General features: G+C 69.8%; 23 protein-coding genes. 4 read left to right on the top strand and 19 right to left on the bottom strand.

The window, feature by feature from the left end:
• Positions 1-33: 33 nt before the first annotated feature.
• The 9 genes from ACV7GQ_RS09050 to ACV7GQ_RS09010 all read right to left on the bottom strand — a co-directional run bounded on the left by ACV7GQ_RS09050 (position 34) and on the right by ACV7GQ_RS09010 (position 9254).
• On the bottom strand, positions 34-522 hold the full coding sequence (locus ACV7GQ_RS09050) for a DUF6691 family protein (protein ID WP_470309926.1): 489 nt from the start codon (positions 520-522) through the stop codon (positions 34-36).
• The gene (locus tag ACV7GQ_RS09045; protein ID WP_470309925.1) at positions 519-992 is read right to left on the bottom strand and encodes a YeeE/YedE family protein; all 474 of its coding nucleotides are present in this window, start codon (positions 990-992) and stop codon (positions 519-521) included. Before ACV7GQ_RS09045 ends, ACV7GQ_RS09050 begins: the two co-directional genes overlap by 4 nt.
• 1 nt (position 993) lies before the next feature.
• The gene (locus ACV7GQ_RS09040; RefSeq protein WP_470309924.1) at positions 994-2184 is read right to left on the bottom strand and encodes an MBL fold metallo-hydrolase; all 1191 of its coding nucleotides are present in this window, start codon (positions 2182-2184) and stop codon (positions 994-996) included.
• A 313-nt stretch (positions 2185-2497) separates the two neighbouring features.
• On the bottom strand, positions 2498-4228 hold the full coding sequence (locus ACV7GQ_RS09035; RefSeq protein WP_470309923.1) for an ABC1 kinase family protein: 1731 nt from the start codon (positions 4226-4228) through the stop codon (positions 2498-2500).
• 49 nt (positions 4229-4277) lie between these two features.
• The gene (locus ACV7GQ_RS09030) at positions 4278-6875 is read right to left on the bottom strand and encodes a heavy metal translocating P-type ATPase (RefSeq protein WP_470309922.1); all 2598 of its coding nucleotides are present in this window, start codon (positions 6873-6875) and stop codon (positions 4278-4280) included.
• A gap of 134 nt (positions 6876-7009) precedes the next feature.
• Positions 7010-7600, bottom strand: a complete 591-nt coding sequence (locus tag ACV7GQ_RS09025) for an AsnC family transcriptional regulator (protein WP_470309921.1) — start codon at positions 7598-7600, stop codon at positions 7010-7012.
• Positions 7601-7641: 41 nt separating this feature from the next.
• Positions 7642-8349, bottom strand: a complete 708-nt coding sequence (locus ACV7GQ_RS09020; RefSeq protein ID WP_470309920.1) for a TMEM165/GDT1 family protein — start codon at positions 8347-8349, stop codon at positions 7642-7644.
• Positions 8346-9038 (bottom strand): metal-dependent transcriptional regulator, encoded by a 693-nt coding sequence (locus ACV7GQ_RS09015; RefSeq protein ID WP_470309919.1) that lies wholly within the window; start codon positions 9036-9038, stop codon positions 8346-8348. The genes ACV7GQ_RS09020 and ACV7GQ_RS09015 overlap by 4 nt, the downstream gene beginning before the upstream one ends.
• Positions 9039-9101: 63 nt before the next feature.
• Complete coding sequence (locus ACV7GQ_RS09010; RefSeq protein ID WP_470309918.1) at positions 9102-9254, bottom strand: hypothetical protein; 153 nt, start codon at positions 9252-9254, stop codon at positions 9102-9104.
• 85 nt (positions 9255-9339) lie between these two features.
• Here ACV7GQ_RS09010 and ACV7GQ_RS09005 point away from each other — a divergent pair, with 85 nt between their 5' ends.
• Positions 9340-9840, top strand: coding sequence for a metal-dependent hydrolase (locus ACV7GQ_RS09005; protein WP_470309917.1), 501 nt, complete (start codon positions 9340-9342; stop codon positions 9838-9840).
• On the opposite strand, the gene ACV7GQ_RS09000 is transcribed toward ACV7GQ_RS09005, so the two are convergent.
• Positions 9837-10085 carry an MTH865 family protein gene (locus tag ACV7GQ_RS09000; RefSeq protein WP_470309916.1) on the bottom strand — a complete coding sequence of 83 codons (249 nt, stop codon included), beginning with the start codon at positions 10083-10085 and terminating at the stop codon, positions 9837-9839. The two genes, ACV7GQ_RS09005 and ACV7GQ_RS09000, sit on opposite strands and share 4 nt — an antisense overlap.
• A 121-nt stretch (positions 10086-10206) precedes the next feature.
• Here ACV7GQ_RS09000 and ACV7GQ_RS08995 point away from each other — a divergent pair, with 121 nt between their 5' ends.
• Positions 10207-11529 carry a PQQ-dependent sugar dehydrogenase gene (locus tag ACV7GQ_RS08995; protein WP_470309915.1) on the top strand — a complete coding sequence of 441 codons (1323 nt, stop codon included), beginning with the start codon at positions 10207-10209 and terminating at the stop codon, positions 11527-11529.
• Between the two features lie 230 nt (positions 11530-11759).
• Here ACV7GQ_RS08995 and ACV7GQ_RS08990 read toward each other — a convergent pair whose 3' ends face one another.
• The 7 genes from ACV7GQ_RS08990 to ACV7GQ_RS08960 form a co-directional block, all read right to left on the bottom strand.
• Complete coding sequence (locus ACV7GQ_RS08990; RefSeq protein ID WP_470309914.1) at positions 11760-12353, bottom strand: DJ-1/PfpI family protein; 594 nt, start codon at positions 12351-12353, stop codon at positions 11760-11762.
• A gap of 66 nt (positions 12354-12419) precedes the next feature.
• Positions 12420-13211, bottom strand: a complete 792-nt coding sequence (locus ACV7GQ_RS08985) for an HAD-IIA family hydrolase (protein WP_470309913.1) — start codon at positions 13209-13211, stop codon at positions 12420-12422.
• Positions 13212-13396: 185 nt separating this feature from the next.
• Complete coding sequence (locus ACV7GQ_RS08980) at positions 13397-14794, bottom strand: hypothetical protein (RefSeq protein ID WP_470309912.1); 1398 nt, start codon at positions 14792-14794, stop codon at positions 13397-13399.
• Positions 14791-15516, bottom strand: coding sequence for an ABC transporter ATP-binding protein (locus ACV7GQ_RS08975; RefSeq protein ID WP_470309911.1), 726 nt, complete (start codon positions 15514-15516; stop codon positions 14791-14793). Before ACV7GQ_RS08975 ends, ACV7GQ_RS08980 begins: the two co-directional genes overlap by 4 nt.
• A 68-nt stretch (positions 15517-15584) precedes the next feature.
• The gene (locus ACV7GQ_RS08970) at positions 15585-16217 is read right to left on the bottom strand and encodes a DUF998 domain-containing protein (protein ID WP_470309910.1); all 633 of its coding nucleotides are present in this window, start codon (positions 16215-16217) and stop codon (positions 15585-15587) included.
• Between the two features lie 43 nt (positions 16218-16260).
• On the bottom strand, positions 16261-16956 hold the full coding sequence (locus ACV7GQ_RS08965) for a YqjF family protein (protein WP_470309909.1): 696 nt from the start codon (positions 16954-16956) through the stop codon (positions 16261-16263).
• Positions 16957-17006: 50 nt separating this feature from the next.
• Complete coding sequence (locus tag ACV7GQ_RS08960; RefSeq protein ID WP_470309908.1) at positions 17007-17693, bottom strand: YqjF family protein; 687 nt, start codon at positions 17691-17693, stop codon at positions 17007-17009.
• A gap of 93 nt (positions 17694-17786) precedes the next feature.
• On the opposite strand from ACV7GQ_RS08960, the gene ACV7GQ_RS08955 reads away from it, so the two are divergent.
• Together ACV7GQ_RS08955 and ACV7GQ_RS08950 are read left to right on the top strand one after the other, a co-directional pair.
• Positions 17787-18287 carry a macro domain-containing protein gene (locus tag ACV7GQ_RS08955; RefSeq protein WP_470309907.1) on the top strand — a complete coding sequence of 167 codons (501 nt, stop codon included), beginning with the start codon at positions 17787-17789 and terminating at the stop codon, positions 18285-18287.
• Positions 18284-18529 (top strand): DUF8145 family protein, encoded by a 246-nt coding sequence (locus ACV7GQ_RS08950; protein WP_470309906.1) that lies wholly within the window; start codon positions 18284-18286, stop codon positions 18527-18529. The genes ACV7GQ_RS08955 and ACV7GQ_RS08950 overlap by 4 nt, the downstream gene beginning before the upstream one ends.
• Position 18530: 1 nt before the next feature.
• Here the strand turns inward: ACV7GQ_RS08950 and ACV7GQ_RS08945 are convergent, their stop codons facing one another.
• Together ACV7GQ_RS08945 and ACV7GQ_RS08940 are read right to left on the bottom strand one after the other, a co-directional pair.
• On the bottom strand, positions 18531-18953 hold the full coding sequence (locus tag ACV7GQ_RS08945; RefSeq protein WP_470309905.1) for a DUF7522 family protein: 423 nt from the start codon (positions 18951-18953) through the stop codon (positions 18531-18533).
• A gap of 69 nt (positions 18954-19022) precedes the next feature.
• A complete protein-coding gene (locus ACV7GQ_RS08940) occupies positions 19023-20000 on the bottom strand; it encodes an aldo/keto reductase (RefSeq protein ID WP_470309904.1) in 978 nt (325 codons plus the stop codon).
• Positions 20001-20018: the final 18 nt, after the last annotated feature.

The raw sequence follows: 20018 nt of genomic DNA, 5'->3' as shown, positions 1-20018 counted from the left end.
CCCTCCGGCAAGGGGCTGTGGTAACGCTCCCGGTCATGCCGGTTCCTCCGTGGTACCGTCGGTCGCGTCGCCGGTCGACCGGACGTACCCCTTTAGGTACGCGCCGACGAACATCCCGGCGACGGCGTAGAGGATGGTGACGTTGCCGACGCCGAGGCTGGCGTAGGCCGCGCCCGGACAGATGCCCGAGAGCCCCCACCCGACGCCGAAGATGCCGCCACCCAGCAGGACGTTCCGGTCCATCGACTTCATCCGCTTGCCGAACTGAGTGCCGGTCAGCGGCGCTCGCCCGCCGGTCCTCGACAGCACCGCGAACGCGACGCCGGCGACGACGCTGGCCCCGCCCATCACGAGGAGCAGGCCGAGGTCCGTCAACTGGAGGAACCGCAGGACGACCTCCGGGCGGTACATCTGGCTCAGGCCGAGGCCGAAGCCGAAGACGACCCCGCCCACGAGGATGGCGGGCAGGAACAGCGGGTGCCGCTCGGCGTCGGGTCGGGACCCTTGCTGCTCCCGGCTCACGGCGTCACCCCCAGTGCGGCGACTATCTGTGCGGTGCCGACCGCGACGCCGACGAACGTCGCGACGTTCAGCAGGGACGTCTGCGAGAGCGAGCCGACGCCACAGACGCCGTGGCCGGAGGTACACCCCTTGCCGAGGCGGGTGCCGACGCCGACGAGGACGCCGCCGACGAGCAGTCGCCACCACTGGACGTCGGTCGTCCAGCCGAACTCGCCGAACGCGAGGCCGTAGACGGCCCCGCCCAGCACGATGCCCAGCGTGAACACGACGCGCCAGTCCCGCGAGGCCCGGAACCGGTACTGCTGGAACCGGGACTGCCCGGAGACGTACGACAGCGTCGACTCGAGGAACGTGCTCGCGCCGGCGGTGATGCCGGTCGTCAGGTAGATTATCACGGTGCCCCCGCCGATGAGCAGGCCCCCCAGCAGGTAGTGGACCCAGCCGTTCGGGAGCAGTGTCTCGGCGAGCATCTCAGTTCCCCGTCATCGCGTCGGTCGTCGCGGCGCAGTTGTTCGGGCCGCGCTCGAGTTCGGCGGCGGCCTCGTCGTCGACGCGCTGGTCGCCGAGGTTCGTGGCGATGATGGCCTCGTAGTTGTCCGGCCGGGGCGGCATGTCCGAGAGGACGAACTCCACGAAGGATGCCCTGTCGTAGTCCAGCGCGTCCATCGCGCCGGCGACGTCGCCGAGCGTGTCGGTGTAGCTGCCGTCTGGGGCCTGTTCGGCCGCGTCGCTGACGTGACCGGGCGCGACCAGCGTCTCGTCGGGGAGCGTGAGGACCCGGTCGTGGAGCGTGTCGTACAGCTGTCCGGCCGCCTCGGGCGCGCCCTCGTCGCCGCCCTCGAGGTCCGGACGGGCGACGCTCTCGACGAACAGGCCGTCGCCGGTCAGCAGGACGGCGTCGTCGACGAGGTAGGAGGTCATCCCGCTCGTGTGCCCGGGCGTGTGGACGGCCTCGACCTCGACGTCGCCGACAGCGAGCGTCTCGCCGTCCGCGACGGTGTCGTATGGCTGGGCGTAGTCGATGCCGCGCTCCTCTGCCGGCGCGGGAACGAGCGCCCGTACGTCGTGGTCGCGAGCGAGTGCGCGGACGCCGCTGACGTGGTCGGCGTGGACGTGGGTGTCGACGGCGGCGACGAGTTCGGCGCCGTACGACTCCGCCGCCGCGACGTACTCGTCCGCGAAGGCGTGCAGCGGGTCGACCACGAGCGCCTCGTCGCCGTCGACGACGAGGTAGGAGAGACAGCCCGAGGACGGGCGGTAGAACTGGACGACGGTGGCGTCGGTGTCGGCCGAGAGCTCCGTGGCGTCGAGCACCGTCTCCCAGCCCTCCATGCCGTCGTCTACGGCCACTACGTCCTCGACGCCCGCCTCGTCCAGGGCGTCGGCGACGAACCTGCTCGACTCGCCCTTCGCACAGACGGTGTACATCGGGCGGGCGTCCGGGAGGGCGTCGAGGGCGCTCTCGGGCACGCCGTCGAGGAACTCGTAGTAGGGGACGTTCTCGAACTCGACGCCATCGCCGTCGATGCGCCAGTCGTCGACGTCAGCGGGCGCCCGCGTGTCGAGGACGCCGACCGACTCGCCCGCGTCGAGCCTATCGTAGAGGTCGCTCGGTGCTATCGTCGCAACGTCGTCGGGGATGGCGAACGGTTTGTCGCTCATTGAGTGCGCGAACCTACTCGGTCGTCCGTACAAAAGAGTTGTGGATATTGTGCAATACACGGGCTGAAATTTTGGCCAGCCGTGGGCTGGGCGCGTGCTTTGAGTGGATATGATTCCCCAGTAGCTCGAAGCCGGGTCGACAGATACAGGTGAACTCTACAATATTGCAAATACTACAAAATACAGTGGCGACCGATACCACAGCCGACGACGTGACGACCACGACGAGTTCTACGACGGCGTATTCAGGGACCTCGCGGCGCCACGGCGCTCTGGCACGCGGCCGACGCGGACGTCCAGCTGCTCGTCTCCGTCACCCCTCCTCCCGCCGCCGCATCTCGTGGCGGGTGAACTGCGGCGTCGTCAGCGCCGCCCGCCGCTGACGCCGGAACGACCACAGCAGCAGTCCCAGCGTCGCCCCCGTCCCCCCCAGCGCCAGCAGCGTCGACGGGAGCGTCGCGTCCACGTAGAAGAACGCCGCCACCGGGATGCCGGCGGCGGCCACCATCCCGAGGAAGAGGCGCCGGGCCATCTGTCGGGCAAGGCCGTCACTGTCCGCCAGCATCGTCTCCAGCACCAACTCCCCGCGACTGGCCGTGTCCAGGGCGGCCTCCGCCTTCGGCGCCGTCGTCACGAGCGACCGGCCCGTCCGTGTCACCGTCTCCTGGACCTCCTCGCGGAGCGCGTCTCCGGCGTCCGCCGCGCCCTGTTCCATCACGTACTCCGTGATTATCTCGATGAAGTCGAAGTCCGGGTCGAGCGTCCGACAGACCCCTTCGAGCACCGTCGTCACGCGCACGACCAGCGCGAGGTCCTGCGGGAGGCGCATCGGGAACTCGTACAACTGGGTCTCGAACTGGCCGACCAGCTGCTCGACGCGGTACTCGCTGATGTCCTCGCCGCGGAACTGCTCGATGACGATCTCGAACGCCTCCCGCATCACGTCGCGGTCGGCCGCCGGGTCGAGCGCCCCCATCGCCACGAAGGCGTCCATCACCCGGTCGACGTCGTCGGTCGCCAGCCCGACGTAGAACTCCATCAGCTGTTCTCGCGTCCGTTGCCCGAGGCGCCCGGTCATCCCGAAGTCGTAGAAGACGAGGGTCCCGTCGGGCTGGACCGCGAGGTTCCCGGGGTGGGGGTCCGCGTGGAAGCGCCCGTCCTCCACTATCATCTGGATGTAGACCTCTTCGAGGCGACGGACCAGTTCCTCGCGGTCGATACCCATCTCGTCGAGTCGCGCCACGTCGTCTATCTTGACGCCGTCGACGTACTCCATCGTCACCACGCGGTCCGTCGTGTGGCTCTCGACGACCTCCGGGATGGCGACCCCCTCCTCGTCGGCGAAGCTGTCGCCGATCTCACGGAGCATCCGCGCCTCGTGGGCGTAGTCCATCTCGCGGCGGATGGTCGCCGAGAACTCCTCGGTGAGGTTCTCCAGCGTGAACGCCTGTCCCGGTTCGGCCCCCGACGCCAGAATCGGCGTCAGCGTCGACAGCACGCGCAGGTCCGACTCGACGCGCTCCCGGATGCCGGGCCGTAGCACCTTCACGGCGACGCGCCGGCCGTCCAGTTCGGCCTCGTACACCTGTCCGAGGGACGCGCCGCTGATGGGCGACGTGTCGAACGCCGCGAACCGCTCCGCGACGGAGCCGCCGAGTTCGCGTTCCAGCAGCGGTTCGATGTCGGCCCACGGGTCCGGCGGCACCTTGTCCTGTAGCTCGGCCAGCACCTCGATGTACTCGGCCGGCAACGCGTCGGGCCGCGTCGAGAGCATCTGTCCGAGCTTGATGAAGGCGGGGCCGAGGTCCAGGAACGTCTCCTTGAGTTTCCGGGCGCGGCGGGTCCGGTCCTGGCTCGACACGCTCCGGGACCGACCGACCACGAGGAACCGCTTCCGGTCGCGGGCCCACGCGAGGACGAACGGGACGAACTGCCAGGCGATGACGAGGGCGCGCCACAGTGCCCGGAGCCTGACACCCAGCCCTGTCGGCTGTCTGCCCGCCGTCGCGGCCGACCGGTCCCCTGCGCGCTGCGAGTCGCTCACTGCCACTCACTCGGACCTCGCGGCAAATGAGTGTACTGGAACCCCCCGGTCAGGGCCGGAGGAAGCCCAGCAGTTCGTAGTCCTCGTCGGGCGTGTAGCGCTTGAACGCCAGGCTGTTGGCCAGCACCGACACGGAGGAAGCGGCCATCGCCGCCGCCGCCAGCGCCGGCTGGAGCAGGCCCAGCGAGGCCAGCGGAATCATCACGGTGTTGTACCCCAGCGCCCAGAAGAGGTTCTGTTTGATCTTCTGGAGCGTCGCCGACGAGATGCGGATGGCCTTCAGCACGTCGGCGGGGTCGTCACGCAGGAGCGTCACGTCGGCGGCCTCGATAGCGACGTCCGTGCCGGACCCGATGGCACACCCGACCGCAGCGGTGGCCAGCGCCGGCGCGTCGTTGACGCCGTCGCCGACCATCATCACCCGGCGGCCGTCAGACTGGATGTCCTCGACGGCCTCGGCCTTGTCCTCGGGGAGGACCCCCGCACGGACGTTCTCCGGGTCGATACCGACCTGTTCGGCCACGGCGCGGGCGGTGCGCTCGTTGTCCCCGGTAATCATCCAGACCTCGGTGCCGCGTTCGTGGAGGCCGCTGACGGCCGCGGCGGCGCTCTCCTTGACCGTGTCCGCGTCGGCGACGACGCCGACGAGGCGGAACCCGGAGCCGTCGTCGACGGCCACCAGCATCGCCGTCTTCCCTTCCCGTTCGAGGGCGTCCATCTGTTCCTCGGCGGGGGCCGTGTCGACGCCCTCGTCCTCGAGCAGTTTGCGGTTGCCGACCAGCACCTCGCCGTGGGGCGTCGTCGCCCGGACGCCGTGGCCGGGGACGTTCTCGAAGTCCTCGGCGTCCGGCACCTCGATGCCGCGTTCGCGGGCCCCCGCGACGATGGCCCGTGCGAGGGGGTGTTCGCTCCCGCTCTCGGCGCTGGCGGCCAGTTCGAGGACGTACTCCTCGGTGGGTTCGGGGGCTTCTCGCAACTCGCCACCGTCGGCCGCCGCCCCGACGACCTCGACGTCGGTCAGTTCCATCTCGCCCTCGGTCAGCGTCCCCGTCTTGTCGAAGACGACGCTGTCGACGTCGCGGACCTGCTCCAGCACGTCGCCGCCCTTGAACAGGACGCCGTTGCGGGCGCCGATTGCGGTGCCGACCATCGTCGCCGCGGGCGTCGCCAGTCCCAGCGCGCAGGGACAGGCGATGAGCACCGCCGAGGCGAAGACGACGACGGCGAACTCGGTGACGCCGACGGTCGCGGGACCGCCGGCCGCCAGGCCCCAGACGGGCAGACCGCTCACGAAGCTCGCCAGCGCCTCGGGCGCGACGACCCAGACGGCCCCCCACAGCAGCGCGTTCGCGATGACGGCCGGGACGAAGTACGCGGAGATGCGGTCGGCGAGGTTCTGGATCTCCGGCTGCCGGGACTGGGCCTGCTTGACGCGCTCGACGATCTGCTGGAGCGCCGTCTCGGACCCGACCTTGGTCGCCTCGACCTCGAGGACGCCGTTCTGGTTCACCGTCGCGCCGATGACCTCGTCGCCCTCGGCCTTCTCGACGGGGACGGACTCGCCGGTGACCATGGACTCGTCGACGGCTGAGTCGCCGTCGACGACGACTCCGTCCGTCGGAATCTTCTCCCCCGGGCGGACCTTCAGGCGGTCACCGACCTCGACCTCGTCAAGCGGAATCTCCTCCTCGGTGCCGTCCTCGCGGACGACGGTGGCGGTGTCGGCCTCCATCTCCAGCAGTTCGCGGATGGCCGCGCCCGCCTGGCTCTTCGAGCGGGCCTCGAGGTAGTTCCCCAGCGTGATGAACACGAGGATGAACGCCGCGGTGTCGAAGTAGAGGCCCGTGCTCGCGACGATGTCAAGCAGCGCGACCAGCGAGTAGCCGTACGCCGTCGACGACCCCAGCGCGATGAGGACGTCCATGTTGGCGCGCCCGTTCCGGACGAGCGCCTTGTACGCGTTCTCGTAGAACGGCTTGCCCAGCGCTATCTGGACCGGGGTCGCGAGCGCGAACTGCACCCAGCCCAGCGGCACGCCGAACAGCGTCGACTCGAACAGCCCCAGCGAGAGGAGATGGTCGGCCATGAAGACGAGGAGGGGGAGCGAGAGGGCCGCGCCGAACAGCGTCAGTCGCAGTTGCTTCTTCACTTCGGCGTCGCGGGCGGCGTCGCGTCGGTCCGCCGAGGACTGCCCGTCCTCGTCGCCGCCATCCGCACCGCTCTCGTCCTCGCGCACCGGGGCGTAGCCCGCCGCCTCGATGGCGTCGTAGAGGGTCGACAGCGACGCCGCCGACGGGAGGTAGGTGACCTGCGCCTCGTCGGTGGCGTAGTTCACGTCCGCGGAGACGACGCCCTCGGTGCGTTCCAGCGCCTCGGCGTTCGCCTCGGCGCAGTTGGCACACGACATGTCGGTGATGGCTATGGTCACCGTCTCGGTCACGACGCCGTACCCCGCGTCCTCGACGGCCGCCACGACGTCGCCGAGCGACACCGTCTCGGGGTCGTAGGTGACGCTCCCCTCGTCGGTGGCGTAGTTCGCGTCGACGGACGTGACCCCGTCAAGCTCGGCGACGCGTTCCTCGATGGTCGCCGAGCAGTTCGCACAACTCATCCCCGTCAGTTCGAGGCGGACTGTCCGTTCGGTCATCTCGTCTAGTCGTACGGGGTACTCTTTGATGCGGTTTGTCCTTGTAAAACAAATCCGGAACGGGCCACGAACCTTCGATTCGAAACTTTACGCCCCTCCGTGGTTCGCTGTCCACGCCGTATCTCTCCGCTCGCTCACGCACCCTCCTTGAGCGACTCGTACTGCTCGACGAAGCGCGACTCGCAGGACCCACAGCAGAAGTAGTAGGTGTCGCCGTCGAGGACCGTCCGCTCGCCCTCCTCGTCGACGGTGTTGCCGCACTCGGCACACTCCGGTGCGAACTCGGCCGTGCCGAGGCCGGGCGACCACTCGCTGTCGGCGACGAGTCGCACCTCGTAGCCGTCCACGTCGGCGAGGTCGACGTGGGCGTCGAGCAGTTCGGTGACCTCCGTCTGGGGCACCGTCGCCGTCGCCGTCACCCGTCCGTCCGCCGTCCGGAACACGTGCTCGACGGCGTCTGCGTCGGCGAGTCCGTCTCGGACCGCTGCTGCGCGTCCCGGTTCGGCGTCTATCTCGACGAGGACGGGGACGCCGGAACGGAGCAGCGAACGGTCGAGGTCCAGCGTGAACCCGCGGACGATGCCCATCTCACGGAGGCGGTCGACACGGTCGGAGACGGCCGGTGCCGAGAGCCCGACCTCCTCGGCGATGTCGCTGAACGGACGTCGCGAGTCCGCGAGCAGGAGTCTGACTATCTCACGGTCGGTGTCGTCGAGGCCGCGCATACCCGAACTCCTCGGGCCTGCCTAATGAGTCTCACCGTCGGTCAGAATGGGAGCGCGCCGGCCATCGCGCCCACGACCGTCTCCCAGACGGAGACCCCGAAGAGGACGTTCACGGCGAAGTCCGCGGCGAAGAAGAGGAACAGCGCCGCCCCGGCGAAGTGCGCCTTCCGGACGTCGAAGGAGTGCGAGAAGCGGTAGAAGAACAGCGCGTTGAGCATGCTCACGGGGATGATGGCGAGCATCTCGCCGGTCCAGATTGCGGTCGGGAAGCTGGCGTACTGGGCGGCCAGCGAGATGGTGACCAGCTGGGTCTTGTCGCCGAACTCGCCGAAGGCCATCATCGCGAAGATCGGGAGGAACCCGCCCATCGCGTTCGGCACCTTCCGGTCGATAAGTGGCACGCGCACGTCGAGCTCGCCGCCGTCGGTCAGGACGCCGCTGGCGGGTTCCCGCTCGGGAGCGTCCGACGCCGGCGCGGTCCGGACCAACAGGACGGCGAAGACGAGGAACAGGGCCGCCGTCATGGCGTCGAGGTAGATTCCGGGGAGCAGCGTCGTCACCGTCTGACCGAGCCATATCTCGACGGCGGTCCAGCCGGCGAAGGCGGCCCCGGCGGCCGCGACGACCATGTAGGGGCTGAAGCGTGTCGACAGACCGGCGATGATGAACTGCACTTTCTCGCCGGGGAGGACGGCCAGCTGTGCGCCGGCGGCGACGACGAGGACGGTCAGCCACGTCGCCTCGCTCACACCTCGCTCACCCCGTCGGCGGCGGCGTCCTCCGGCGATCGAACCTGAATCGCGTCGGCGATGTGGTCCGGGAGAGAGACGGTCTCGCCGCCGTCGAGGCGCACCGTCACCATCCCGATCGGGGCGACCTCGTCGACGACGAGTCTCGTGCCCGGCGTGATGCCGGCGTCGTCGAGATAGGTGAGCTCCTCGGAGTCGCGGTCCCGCACCCGGGCGACCTCCAGCCGAGCGCCCTCGCCGTGGTCGGCCAGCGCCGACGCCGCGTGGTCGTCGATGGGTTCGAGTTCGTCGTTGGGAATCGGGTCGCCGTGGGGGTCGACGGCCGGTTCGTCCAGCGCGGCGGCCACCCGGCGCTCGAACTCCTCGCTGATGTGGTGTTCCAGTATCTCGGCCTCCTCGTGGACCTCCGACCAGTCGTACCCCAGCTCCTCGGTGAGGAACGTCTCCAGGAGTCGATGATGGCGGATGACCTCCAGCGCGACCGTCTCCCCCTCCGGGGTGAGCGTGACGCCCTTGTACTTCTCCCGCTCGACGAGGTCGCGGTCCTCGAGCTTCTCGACCATGCTCGTCGCCGTCGGCGGCGTCACGTCCAGCGTCTCCGCGATGGTCGACGTGGCGACGGGCGGCTCCCCCTCCCGCTCGAGCCGGTAGATAGCCTTCAGGTAGTCCTCCATCTTCGCACTCAACATGGAAATAATTAGACGAGTCTAATGCAAAAGCGTGGCGGTACTAAACCGCCGCGTTCGGCTGGCTCACTCGTCGTCGGCCGCGTACGTCTCGCGCTGGGACCGGGTCAGCAACCACAGGAACAGGTAGCCGATGGCACCGAGGGCGAACAGCGTCGCCGGGATGAGGAAGGGGCCGAACGTCTCCACGAGGAGGTCTATCCCCGGCGTCACGAACATACAGGGCCTTTGAAAGCACTCTACATAAACCGCAAGGGTACCGCGACACGCCAGCTACAAGCGGCTGGAGCGCCAGCGTGCAGTCATGTACCGACCGGGTCACTACGGGGCCGCGCTGCTCGCCTACGCGCCGCTCGGCCTCGGGCTCCTGCTCCTCGACGCACCGGGCCTCGCCGTGGCGGGCGGCGCGCTCTCGCTCGCGCTGGCACCGGTCCCGGACTACGACCAGCGCGTCCCCCTCGTCAGTCACCGCGGCGTCACCCACACGCTGCTGTTCGCAGTCGCCGTGGGCCTCGTCCTCGGCGGCGCCGGGTGGGTTGTCGGGTCCGCGAGCGGCGTCGCCACGGCGACGCGACTGGCGGCGTTCGGCCTCGCCGTCGGCCTGACCGGCATCGTCTCACACCTGCTCGCGGACGTGGTCACGCCCGCCGGCATCGCGCCGTTCTGGCCGCTCTCCGGGAAGAACTACACGTTGGGACTGACGCGGGCGGACAACACCGTCGCGAACTACCTCGTCCTCGCGCTCGGCGTGTTCGCCGTCGCGCTGGTCGTCGCCGTCGCTCGCCCGTCCCTGCTGACGGCCTAGATGAGGTCCTGGCTCTCGAGCGACTCCATCACGTCGTCGACGAAGTCGTCGACGCTCTCGTAGGGGAACTCCCCGTCGAGCTTGGTGTTGAGTTCCATCGCGGTCATCGAGAAATCGCCAGACTCGAACTTAGTGGACGGGCCGCTCGGCAGTGCCGGGACGAGGTCCATCGGACTGGATATCGGGTAGTCTGCGCCTTCGAAGGCCTCTGTGAACTGTTCGCGGAGGTCCGTTTTGTCGACCATAGTCGTTCTGTCCATTACGCCAGCCGTTTCATAAAGGGTTCGACGACGGTACACTTTCCCGTTGTTCTGAGTTTATTCGCCGCCGGCGAACACTCTTGCCTCCGGCCCCCCTGACTCCGGCATGGACCCTACGACGCGACGCCGATTCCTCGAGGCGAGCGGACTGGCGCTGACGGCCCTCGCCGGGTGCGTCCACGGCGGGGCGGGGAGCGGACAACCGACAGTGACGACGACGAGCACGAGCGACCCGTCGCTCGATTCGCTCGACCTCCATGCCGACCCCGTAGCCGCGGGGTTCACCTCGCCGCTCGACGTGGTCGTGCCGCGCAGCGAGGAGTACTGGGTCGTCGACCAGGCCGGACAGGTGTCCGTCGTCGACGGGGCCGACGCCGACCCACAGGTCGCACTCGACGTCACCGACCGGATGGTGGACGTGGGCGGCTACGACGAACGCGGGCTGCTGGGCCTGGCGTTCCACCCCGACTACGACGGCTCGGGGCGAGCGTACGTCCGGTACAGCGCCCCACGGCGCGAGGGGACGCCCGAGGACTACTCGCACACGTTCGTCCTCTCGGAGTTCGACGTGGCCGACCGGACGATAGACCCCGACAGCGAGCGGACGGTGCTCGAGATCCCGGAGCCACAGAGCAACCACAACGCCGGCGCCGTCACCTTCGGCCCGGACGGCTACCTCTACGTCGCCGTCGGTGACGGCGGGGCCGGCAACGACCAGGGTCGGGGTCACGTTGAGGACTGGTACGACGAGGTCGACGGCGGCAACGGACAGGACGTCACCGAGAACCTGCTGGGCAGCATCCTCCGCATCGACGTGGACGGCGACGGTGCGGACGGGCGACCGTACGCGGTCCCCGACGACAATCCGCTGGTCGGTAAGGCGGGCTTACCGGAGCAGTTCGCGTGGGGGTTCCGGAACCCGTGGCGGTTCTCGTTCGGCCCCGACGGGCGGTTCTTCGTCGCCGACGTGGGCCAGTCGAAGTGGGAGGAGGTCAGCGTGGTCGAACGCGGCGGCAACTACGGCTGGAACGTCAGGGAGGGCGCCAACTGCTTCCGTGCGGACGACTGCCCGACGGAGACGCCCGACGGCGACCCGCTGGTGGACCCCGTCGTCCAGTACCCCCACGACGGGGGCGAGGTGTCGGGCATCTCCGTCATCGGGGGGTACCTCTACGACGGCGCTGGCGTCCCGGTCCTCCAGGGCCGCTACGTCTTCGCCGACTGGCGGGCACAGGGGACCTTCTTCGTCGCGACGGACCGCGGCGACGAGCGCTGGCCGGTGAGGGCCGTGCCGGTCGACGGCGACGGACTGGGGTCGTACGTGCTCTCGTTCGGGCGGACGCCGGCCGGCGAACTGCTCGTCTGTACCACCGACAAACAGGGAGTCACGGGCGAGAGCGGGGCCGTCCACCTACTCCGGTCGGCCTGACACAGAGACGTCGCCACCTCGCGGTCACCCGACCACCCGTAGCCGTCCGATATCAGCGGTTCGCCTCGACTCGACGGCTCTGCCCGCCCTTGAGCAGGAGGTAGAGCATCGCCGGGAGCGCGATGCCCGCCAGCGCGAACAGGCCCAGAAGCGCGGTGGACGCGGCCATCACACCCTATCGTTGGGGAGCGGGCTATACAAATATTATCCTGCTAACCATTCATCGCGGCTCAGTCGTCGGCGGCTACCGCCGCGTCGCCGTGGCTGACCTCGTCCCCGAGCAGGGTCATGAACTCGTCGAGCCACTCCGGGTGGTCGGGCCACGCCTGTCCGGTGACGAGGTTCCGGTCGCGGGTGACGCCGTCGACCCACGCACACCCGGCGGCCTCACACTCGGCCCGGCAGGCCGGATAGGCGGTCATCTCGTAGCCGTCGAGGACGCCGGCCGCCGCGAGAATCTGCGGACCGTGACACAGCGCCGCCACCGGTTTGTCGGCCTCGAAGAAGTGCTGGACGGCCTCGATGACCTCGTCGTGGGTCCGAAGGTACTCCGGCGCCCGTCCGCCGGGGACGACGAGGGCGTCGTAGTCGCTCGGGTCGACGTCGGCCATCGTCGCGTTCAGTTCGAAGTTGTGCCCGCGGGACTCCATGTACGTCTGGTCGCCCCGGAAGTCGTGGACGGCCGTCTTGATGGTGTCGCCCGCCGCCTTCTCCGGGCAGACGGCGTCGACGCTGTGTCCAACGGTCTGCAGCGTCTGGAACGGGACCATTATCTCGTAGTCTTCGCCGAAGTCGCCGACTATCATCAGGATGTCTTTGGGCATCGGTATCACCGGTCGGTCGTAGGACTGCCTGGGGCATAAATTCGTAGGTGAAGTTACACGAACCCCTCAGCGACGGCCGTCGAGCAGGGCCGTGACGTCGGCCAGCGAGTCGACGACGTGGTCGGGCGTCACCTCGCTCCGCGCGACGTCCGCGTCGTCGCTCACGCCCGTCCTGACGAGCACCGTCTCCATGCCCGCGCGTTCGCCCATGGCGACGTCCGTATCGAGCCTGTCGCCGACGACCAGACACTCCTCGGGGGCACACCCGACCCGTTCGAGAGCCGCCTCGACGGCCGCGTCGGACGGCTTCCCCAGCACGAGGTCGGGGTCCCGCTCGACGACGCCGCTGATAGCCCGGATTATCGCGCCCGACCCCGGCGTCGGGTTGCCGTCCTCGTCCGGGAACGTCCGATCCGGGTCGGTGCCGAGGAAGACCGTCTCGTCGTCTATCGCCCGGAGAGCGTCGACCATGTCGCGGTAGTGGAACTCGTCGGTCCACGAGGCGAGCAGTACGTCGGCGGCCCGGGGGTCCGAGACGAGCTCCGCGTCGGTCGCCCGAACCCGGTCGCGGAGCGAGGGCGCCCCGACGACGAAGACGGCGTCGCCGGCGTGGTTCGCCTCGAGGTACTCGCGCGTGACGACGGCCGACGAGCAGGCCTCGCCCGGCCGGGCGTCGACGCCCAGCTCGGTCAGTCGGTCGACGTACTCCGCGCCGTCGTGCAACGGGTTGTTCGAGAAGAAGCACAGCGACGTGCCCCGTTCGCGCAACCGGTCGACGGCGTCGGCGGCGCCGGGCAACAGGCGGTCGCCGTGATAGACGGTCCCATCCAGGTCCACGATAACGCCCCGAACTGTCATCGCCACCGCTAGGGCGTCCGGCGTCAAAAACCCGTCTCAGGCGGACGTCTCGACGCACGGAGAGCCCCATGTGCCACCGTCTCAGTGTCGGCGAGCGACCCGACGTATCCGGCCCCCATCGTGGCTCTGACCGGGGGTCTCTGCCGAGAGGGGCTGGGACTGCCAGAAGACCGCTCGTGACCGCGTCACGCGCCGCGGAGCCGTCGTTCCCACCGCGGCCCCGCCCGGCGGGTCAGCAGCCAGCCGACGCCGCCGGCACCCGTCGAGAGGACGACAGCGCCGACGACCGCCGCCTGTGGCGCGGCGGCGACGACCAGTGCGGCGACGAGCAGCGGCACCGCGAGGGCGGCAAGCGCTGCGCCGAACGCCGCGAACAGCACCGTGTCGAACAGGAGTTCGTTCGGCGCCAGCCCCGTGAGGTACGCCGAGACGCCGAAGACGTAGAGGGCCACGCCGGGCAGGACGAGGACGCCCACGACGAGTCGGCCCGCCGGGAACCACAGCGTCGCCACGGCGAGGTAGCCCACGCCGGCCGCGAGCGAGAGCACGAGGTACGCCCGCAGCGTGCCGGCGAAGACGGCGGCGTAGGTGACCGGGAACCGGAGGTACTCCCGGGGAGACGCGAACTGCGTCACCCAGCTGTAGGTCGTGAACGCGCCGAGGCCGAGCAGCGTCCCGAAGGCGATGCCCGAGTGCGGCGTGACGCCCGTCCCGGCGGTCACCTGACCGAGCAGCAGCGCGGTGACCGCGAACAGCACGCCCATCGAGAACGCGACCTTCCCGACCGACCCCGACGAGCGTGCGACCGACAGCAGTGCGCGGCGGGTGAGCGGGTCCGAGACGCCGGTAAACAGGCCGTCGGTCGTCCGACGGCGGCCCGACGCGTCGTCGTCGACCGGTTCGAACAGCCCGACGCCGACGACGGCGAGGACGGCCATCGGGACCAGGCCGCGGACGACGCCGGCGAGCGTCCCCTCGGCGTACAGCGCGTACGGCGTGTACGCCACCGGGTCGACGGGGCCCGCGACGACGAGGGCCGTTCCGACCGCGAGGACGCCGAGCAGGGCGAGTCGGCTCCGACTCGCCAGCGCGACCAGCGACAGACTCAGCGACGCGCCGGAGGCGAACGCGACGCACACCGCGACCCAGAGGCGCGCGACGCTCGCCGGGGGGAGCCCCGACGCGACGGCGACGACGCCGAAGCCCGCGACGGCCGGCGTGAGGACGAGGCCGGCGTAGTAACAGACGTCCTTGAGGAGAAACGTTGCGAGCAGGCGCCGCCACGACAGCGGGAGGGTCCGCGCCGAGAACACCAGCAACGTCACGTCGCCCAGCACGTCCCGCAGCGCGTCCCGGCCGACGAGCCCGATGGTGCCCACCTGCAGGCCGAAGAAGCCGACGAGCGCGACCAGTCCGCCGGCGACGCTCTCGGGCGGCGTGCCGGTGACAGAGAGGAGCCAGGTCCCCACGGCGGTCAGGGCGGCCACGGCGAGGGGGAACGCCGCGAAGCGACGCCCCCCGAACAGGTGGCTATGCAGGCGCCACTCCTCGCGGACCATCCAGCGAAACAGCGCGCCGGTCACGCGCTGACCTCCGCGCTCTCGCCGCCCACCTCGGCGACGAAGTACGACAGCAGTTCGTCCTCGCTCATCTCGCGTGGGTCACACTCGGCGACGAGGCGGCCGTCCTCGACGATGCCGACGTGGGTGCACAGTTCGGCGGCCACGTCGACGTAGTGGGTCGAGAGGAACAGCGTGTTGCCGCGGGCACAGTAGTCCGCCAGCTGGCGCTTGACCTGTTCCTGCATGATGGGGTCCAGATTGACCAGCGGTTCGTCGATGAACACGAGGTCGGGGTCGTGGAGGAACGCCGCGGCGAGCATCACCCGCTGGCGCTCGCCCTCCGAGAGCCCGGTCGAGAGCGCGTCGAGGATGTCCGCGAAGTCGAGGCGCTCGGCCCACGTCTCGATGCGCTCGTCGACCGCGGACACGTCACGCACCTCGCCGACGAACGTGAGGTACTCCCGAGGGGTGAGGAAGCTCGGCGGGTCCTCGCGCTCGGGCAGGATGCCGATAGCCCGCCTGACGCCCATCGGGTCCGTCGCGGGGTCCAGTCCGACGACGCGGGCGGACCCGCCGGTCGGTTCGCGCTGGCCGGTCAGCAGTTCTATCGTCGTCGTCTTCCCGGAGCCGTTGGGGCCGAGCAGTCCGAACAGCGCCCCCTCCTCGACGGTCAGCGAGAGGTCGGAGAGGGCGGCGACGTCGCCGAAGTGGCGCGTCAGCGCCGTCGTCTCGATGGCAGCCATGTCGAACTGGACCAGTGGCGGCGGTGGCTTAGCTGTTTGGCCCCGAGACTCGCGTTCGATAGCGACGGCTACACCATGGCCGCGAGTCCCGACTCGCCGGGCGCTCGGTCTCCCGTCAGGTGCCAGTGGGCGGTCCAGACGACCCACGCGCTGAACAGGAGTGCGCCGGCGAGTTCGGGGACGGCGAGGCCCCCGCGAGTCAGCGCCCCGCCGTTCGCCCACCACCACCAGACGCCGACGTGCGCGAGGACCAACCCCAGCGTCACGGCCCCGCGTCCGTACGCGCCGGCCAGTGCGTTCCCCAGGGCGTAGACGGCCATCGCGACCATCGACCCGAGGTACAGCGTCAGCGCGGCGGGCGCGTGCAGCGGCTGGCTCGACGGGAAGACGCCGACGCCGGCCATCCCGACCAGCGCCACCGCGAAGGGGAGGACCGCAGCCCGTTCGACGACGTTCTCCCCGGTCGTCCAGAGCGCGTACGTGAACCCGAGGCCGACGACGCCGCCGAGGACGAGGCCACCGTCGAACAGCAACGTCGTCACCGGCGTCGCCACGGTCGTCCCGGGCTGCCCGAGGTCCGAGAGCGCGTTGCCGGTCCACGCGAACGACGGCGACGCGAGCGTGGCGCCCACCGTCGCCACGTTCGTCAGCAGCACCGATGCCACGCCCGCCCACCCGCTGACCCTGTCGACGTCCGTCACGATATACAACTGTCCACGCGCGGGGAGTTCTAAAGTGTCGGGGTCAGTCGAGCCACAGGGGCCGCGGCGGCGAGAGGCCCAGTTCGGTGCCGGGGCTGTAGTGGACGAGCGGCGGTCCCGCCGGGTCCGGCAGCCCGAGCGCCGACGGGAGCGACCCCGACACGTCGGCGTCGACGCTGCCGAGCGGCCACGGGTCGTGGCCGACGCTGCCGACCAGACGCGTCCCGAACGCGTCCGTCGCGAAGTAGCGGTGCCGTTCGACGAGGAAGGCGGGTACAGAGTCGGGCGGGGCCGTCGTCGGTTCCCCGTCCCCGGGCGTGTACCGGACGTCGAGGACTCGCCGACCGTCGACGTCGAGCGTTCGCCGGGTCCGGTACTCCCCGTCGTCGGGCCGTCTGTCGAGGCGCCCCTCGCGGTACGGGAGGCGCAGCGCGGGCTGCGAGAGGGCAGCCGTCAGCGGGTCGTCGGTGAAGACGGCGAGGAAGCGGACGCCCCGCTGGCCGTCCGGGCCGCGGACGTAGGTCCGCACGTTGACGGCCTCGGCCGGGCGCGTCAGGTCGACGCCGAACGAGGCGACGCCGGTCACGGTGTGGGCGACCGCCGACACCCACGCGTCGCCGTCGACCGTCTCGACGGTCAGCCAGTCGGGGACGGACCGCGAGAGCGCCGCCGCGTCGACCGGCCAGTGGCAGAAACAGACGTCGTCGACGGTCACCGTGAGCGGTCGGGTCGAGAACACGTGACACGATGGGGTGGGCAGGACAATCAGTGTAGCGGCGCGGCGCCGGGTCAGTCCCGGTGGAGGCGGCCGGCGGTGACGTCGATACCGGGGCTGTAGTGGACCACCGGGTCGCCGGTCGGGTCTTCGAACCCGTTGGCCGAGAACAGGTCGTTGTGACGCAGTTCGACGGTGCCCTCCTGCAGGGGCCACGGGTCGTGGTCGATGTCGGCGTGGTAGATGCGCCCGTCCTCGTCGGCCACGTAGAACCGATAGCGGGAGACGAGGAACGCCGCCAGGCTCCCCGGGTCCGGCCGGCGGGGTTCGCTGTCGGCCGCCGGACCGTAGGTGGCGTCGAAGTCCGCCGCGGGCGCGCGGGCGTCGGTCCGCCGACTCCGGAACCGCACCTCGCCGTCCCGGCGGGCGATCTCCATCGACGCGCGGTAGTACGGCAGCTCGAACAGACGGCGGGCGATGCCCACGCTCAGGCGGTCGTCGGCGTCGAGGTTGTAGAAGTACACCCCCGGCGTCTCGCCGTCGGTGACGTAGGTCCGGAGGTTCAACTCGCCGAACGAGCGGCCGATGGGACTCCCGCGCGGACGGATGTCGGCCATCTCGAACGGGACGACGCCGAGCCACGCCCGTCCGTCGTAGGTGTCGACGGTGAGGCCCTCGGGGAGGGTGGCCGCAACCGTCTCCGGGTCGACCGGCCAGTGGACGAACCCCACGTCGCGCCACTCCATCCTGAGCAGGTCCATACTCGTGGTAGGGACTCGACGGCTTTCGGGCTGGCGTGAGAGGGGGTCGCACGGCCCCGTAGTTCTTTCACGGTGACGGTCTCACCGTCTGGCATGGAGTTCGAGGTCATCCAGGGCGACATCGCCGCCCAGTCCGCGGACGCACTGGTCAACGCTGCGAACACGAGTCTCCGGATGGGGTCGGGTGTCGCGGGCGCACTCAAGCGCGCCGCCGGGTCGGGCATCGACGACGAAGCCGTCGCGAAGGGGCCCGTGGAACTCGGCGGCGTCGCCACCACGGACGCCTACGACCTGGACGCCGACTACGTCGTCCACGCCGCCGCGATGCCGCCCGGCGGTCGGTCGACCGGCGAGAGCATCCGCGACGCCACGCGGAACGCGCTGGCGGAGGCCGACGCGCTGAACTGCGAGTCGGTGGTCCTGCCGGCCATCGGGTGTGGCATCGCGGGCTACGACTTCGCGGACGGGGTCCGCATCATCTGCGAGGAACTGGCGGCGTTCGAGCCGGCGTCGCTGACCGACGTGCGTCTCATCGCCTACGACGACGGGGAGTTCGAGACGATGCGGCGGGTCGCCGACGAGGTGCGGGCGTGACTGGCACGGCAGACGCCGAGGACGAGCCGGTCGTCTGTCCGGTCTGCGGCGCGGCGTTCGAGTCGGTGTCGCTCCACGACGAGGGTCTGATGGTGAACCTCCTCGACAACGACCGGTACCGTCGGGTCTGTTTCCAACCGGTCAGCGACGACGAGGGGACGCCGCTGATACGGTTCTTCCACCACACCCACGAGCAGTCCGGCACCGACCAGCCCGGAACGGCGGGCGGTCGCGTCCCCTGACTCACTCCGACAGCAACGACGTGATAGCGGCCGCGGCGTCCTCGAAGGCGTCCACGTCCATGTCGTCGGTCGTCAGTATGACGCCGGCGTCGTCGCCGAGAATCCGCGCCACGAACCCGTCCTCGTGGACGCGGACGGTGAACTCGTACGGGCCGATGCTCTCCGCCTCGGCGGGGACGGCAAGCGCCGTCCGAACGGGGGCCTCGGCGAACCCCACTCGCTCGAACTCCACCAGCCGTGACTTCGCTTCGAGAGCGGTCTCACGGGACTCGTAGAGGTCCGACCGGACGTAGAGGAGGTCCATCGCCGAGGGCGTGAAGTAGATGACGCTCCGGAGCGTGTCCCCGAGGCTCGTCCGGGCGGTGCTCACGACGCTGTCGGCGAACGGCGTTTCGATGTCGCTCTGGAACGGGACGTCGTACATGCTACCCGGAGGACGGGAGACATATTTAACTCGAGCGACACAAGGGGCGGCCGGTCGACAGGACCGCCCTCACTCGTGTCCCGACACCCGGACCGGCTCGTAGGGTGCCTCGAGGTACTCGACGTCGCTCTCCGAGAGGTCGATGTCGAGCGCTTCGACCGCCTGTTCGAGGTGTTCGACGCTGGTGGTCCCGACGATGGGGGCGTCCACCCAGTCCTTGTCCAGCAGCCACGCCAGCCCTATCTGGGCCATCGTGGCGTCGTATTCCCCGGCGAGCTCCTCGACGCGTTCGTTGACCTCGCGGCCGCCGCCCTCGAAGTACGGGTGTTCCCGCGCGTAGTCGTCCGTCTGGCCGCGCGTCGTCGCCTCGAACTCCTCGTGGGGCCGCGTGAGGTAGCCCCGCGCCAGCGGACTCCACGGCAGGACCCCGACGTCCTCCTTGTCACAGAGCGGGAGCATCTCGCGCTCCTCCTCCCGGTAGAGGAGGTTGTAGTGGTTCTGCATCGTCTCGAACCGGGCGAGGTCCTCGCGCTCGCTGACGCGGAGCGAGTCGGCGAACTGGTGGGCCCACATCGACGACGCGCCGGCGTACCGGATCTGGCCGCGCCGGACGGCGTCGTCGAGCGTCCGCAACGTCTCCTCGATGGGGGTGTCGTAGTCCCAGCGGTGAATCTGGTAGAGGTCGACCGTGTCCATCCCCAACCGGTCGAGGGAGTTCGACAGTTCCTGTTCGAGGGCCTTCCGCGAGAGGCCGCCGGAGTTGGGGTTCCGGTCGTCCATCTGGAAGTATCCCTTCGTGGCGACGACCTGCCCGTCGCGCTCGTAGTCCGCGAGGACGTTGCCGAGGACGCGCTCGGACTCGCCCATCGAGTACATGTTGGCCGTGTCGAAGAAGTTGATGCCGAGGTCGATGGCCCGCTCGATTATCTCCCGACCCTCGTCCTCGTCGAGGACCCAGTCGCGCCACTCCGAGGTCCCGAAGCTCATGCAACCCAGACAGAGGCGGCTGACTTCCATGCCGGTCGAACCGAGTGTGGTGTACTCCATACCGGACCGGCGGGCGGC

Source organism: Haloarcula sp. MBLA0163 (genome assembly GCF_055632435.1).
Note: the sequence above shows the minus strand (reverse complement) of the source record. Positions and strands in the feature narration are given on the sequence as shown.

Coding starts and splice junctions, on each gene's coding strand:
- ACV7GQ_RS09040 (WP_470309924.1), bottom strand. CDS start 2,184: ATGAGCGACAAACCGTTCGCCATCCCCGACGACGTTGCGACGATAGCA.
- ACV7GQ_RS08985 (WP_470309913.1), bottom strand. CDS start 13,211: ATGACAGTTCGGGGCGTTATCGTGGACCTGGATGGGACCGTCTATCAC.
- ACV7GQ_RS08945 (WP_470309905.1), bottom strand. CDS start 18,953: ATGTACGACGTCCCGTTCCAGAGCGACATCGAAACGCCGTTCGCCGAC.
- ACV7GQ_RS08975 (WP_470309911.1), bottom strand. CDS start 15,516: ATGGCTGCCATCGAGACGACGGCGCTGACGCGCCACTTCGGCGACGTC.
- ACV7GQ_RS09000 (WP_470309916.1), bottom strand. CDS start 10,085: ATGGTCGACAAAACGGACCTCCGCGAACAGTTCACAGAGGCCTTCGAA.
- ACV7GQ_RS08940 (WP_470309904.1), bottom strand. CDS start 20,000: ATGGAGTACACCACACTCGGTTCGACCGGCATGGAAGTCAGCCGCCTC.
- ACV7GQ_RS09030 (WP_470309922.1), bottom strand. CDS start 6,875: ATGACCGAACGGACAGTCCGCCTCGAACTGACGGGGATGAGTTGTGCG.
- ACV7GQ_RS08995 (WP_470309915.1), top strand. CDS start 10,207: ATGGACCCTACGACGCGACGCCGATTCCTCGAGGCGAGCGGACTGGCG.
- ACV7GQ_RS09045 (WP_470309925.1), bottom strand. CDS start 992: ATGCTCGCCGAGACACTGCTCCCGAACGGCTGGGTCCACTACCTGCTG.
- ACV7GQ_RS08955 (WP_470309907.1), top strand. CDS start 17,787: ATGGAGTTCGAGGTCATCCAGGGCGACATCGCCGCCCAGTCCGCGGAC.
- ACV7GQ_RS09010 (WP_470309918.1), bottom strand. CDS start 9,254: ATGTTCGTGACGCCGGGGATAGACCTCCTCGTGGAGACGTTCGGCCCC.
- ACV7GQ_RS08960 (WP_470309908.1), bottom strand. CDS start 17,693: ATGGACCTGCTCAGGATGGAGTGGCGCGACGTGGGGTTCGTCCACTGG.
- ACV7GQ_RS09015 (WP_470309919.1), bottom strand. CDS start 9,038: ATGTTGAGTGCGAAGATGGAGGACTACCTGAAGGCTATCTACCGGCTC.
- ACV7GQ_RS09005 (WP_470309917.1), top strand. CDS start 9,340: ATGTACCGACCGGGTCACTACGGGGCCGCGCTGCTCGCCTACGCGCCG.
- ACV7GQ_RS08990 (WP_470309914.1), bottom strand. CDS start 12,353: ATGCCCAAAGACATCCTGATGATAGTCGGCGACTTCGGCGAAGACTAC.
- ACV7GQ_RS09025 (WP_470309921.1), bottom strand. CDS start 7,600: ATGCGCGGCCTCGACGACACCGACCGTGAGATAGTCAGACTCCTGCTC.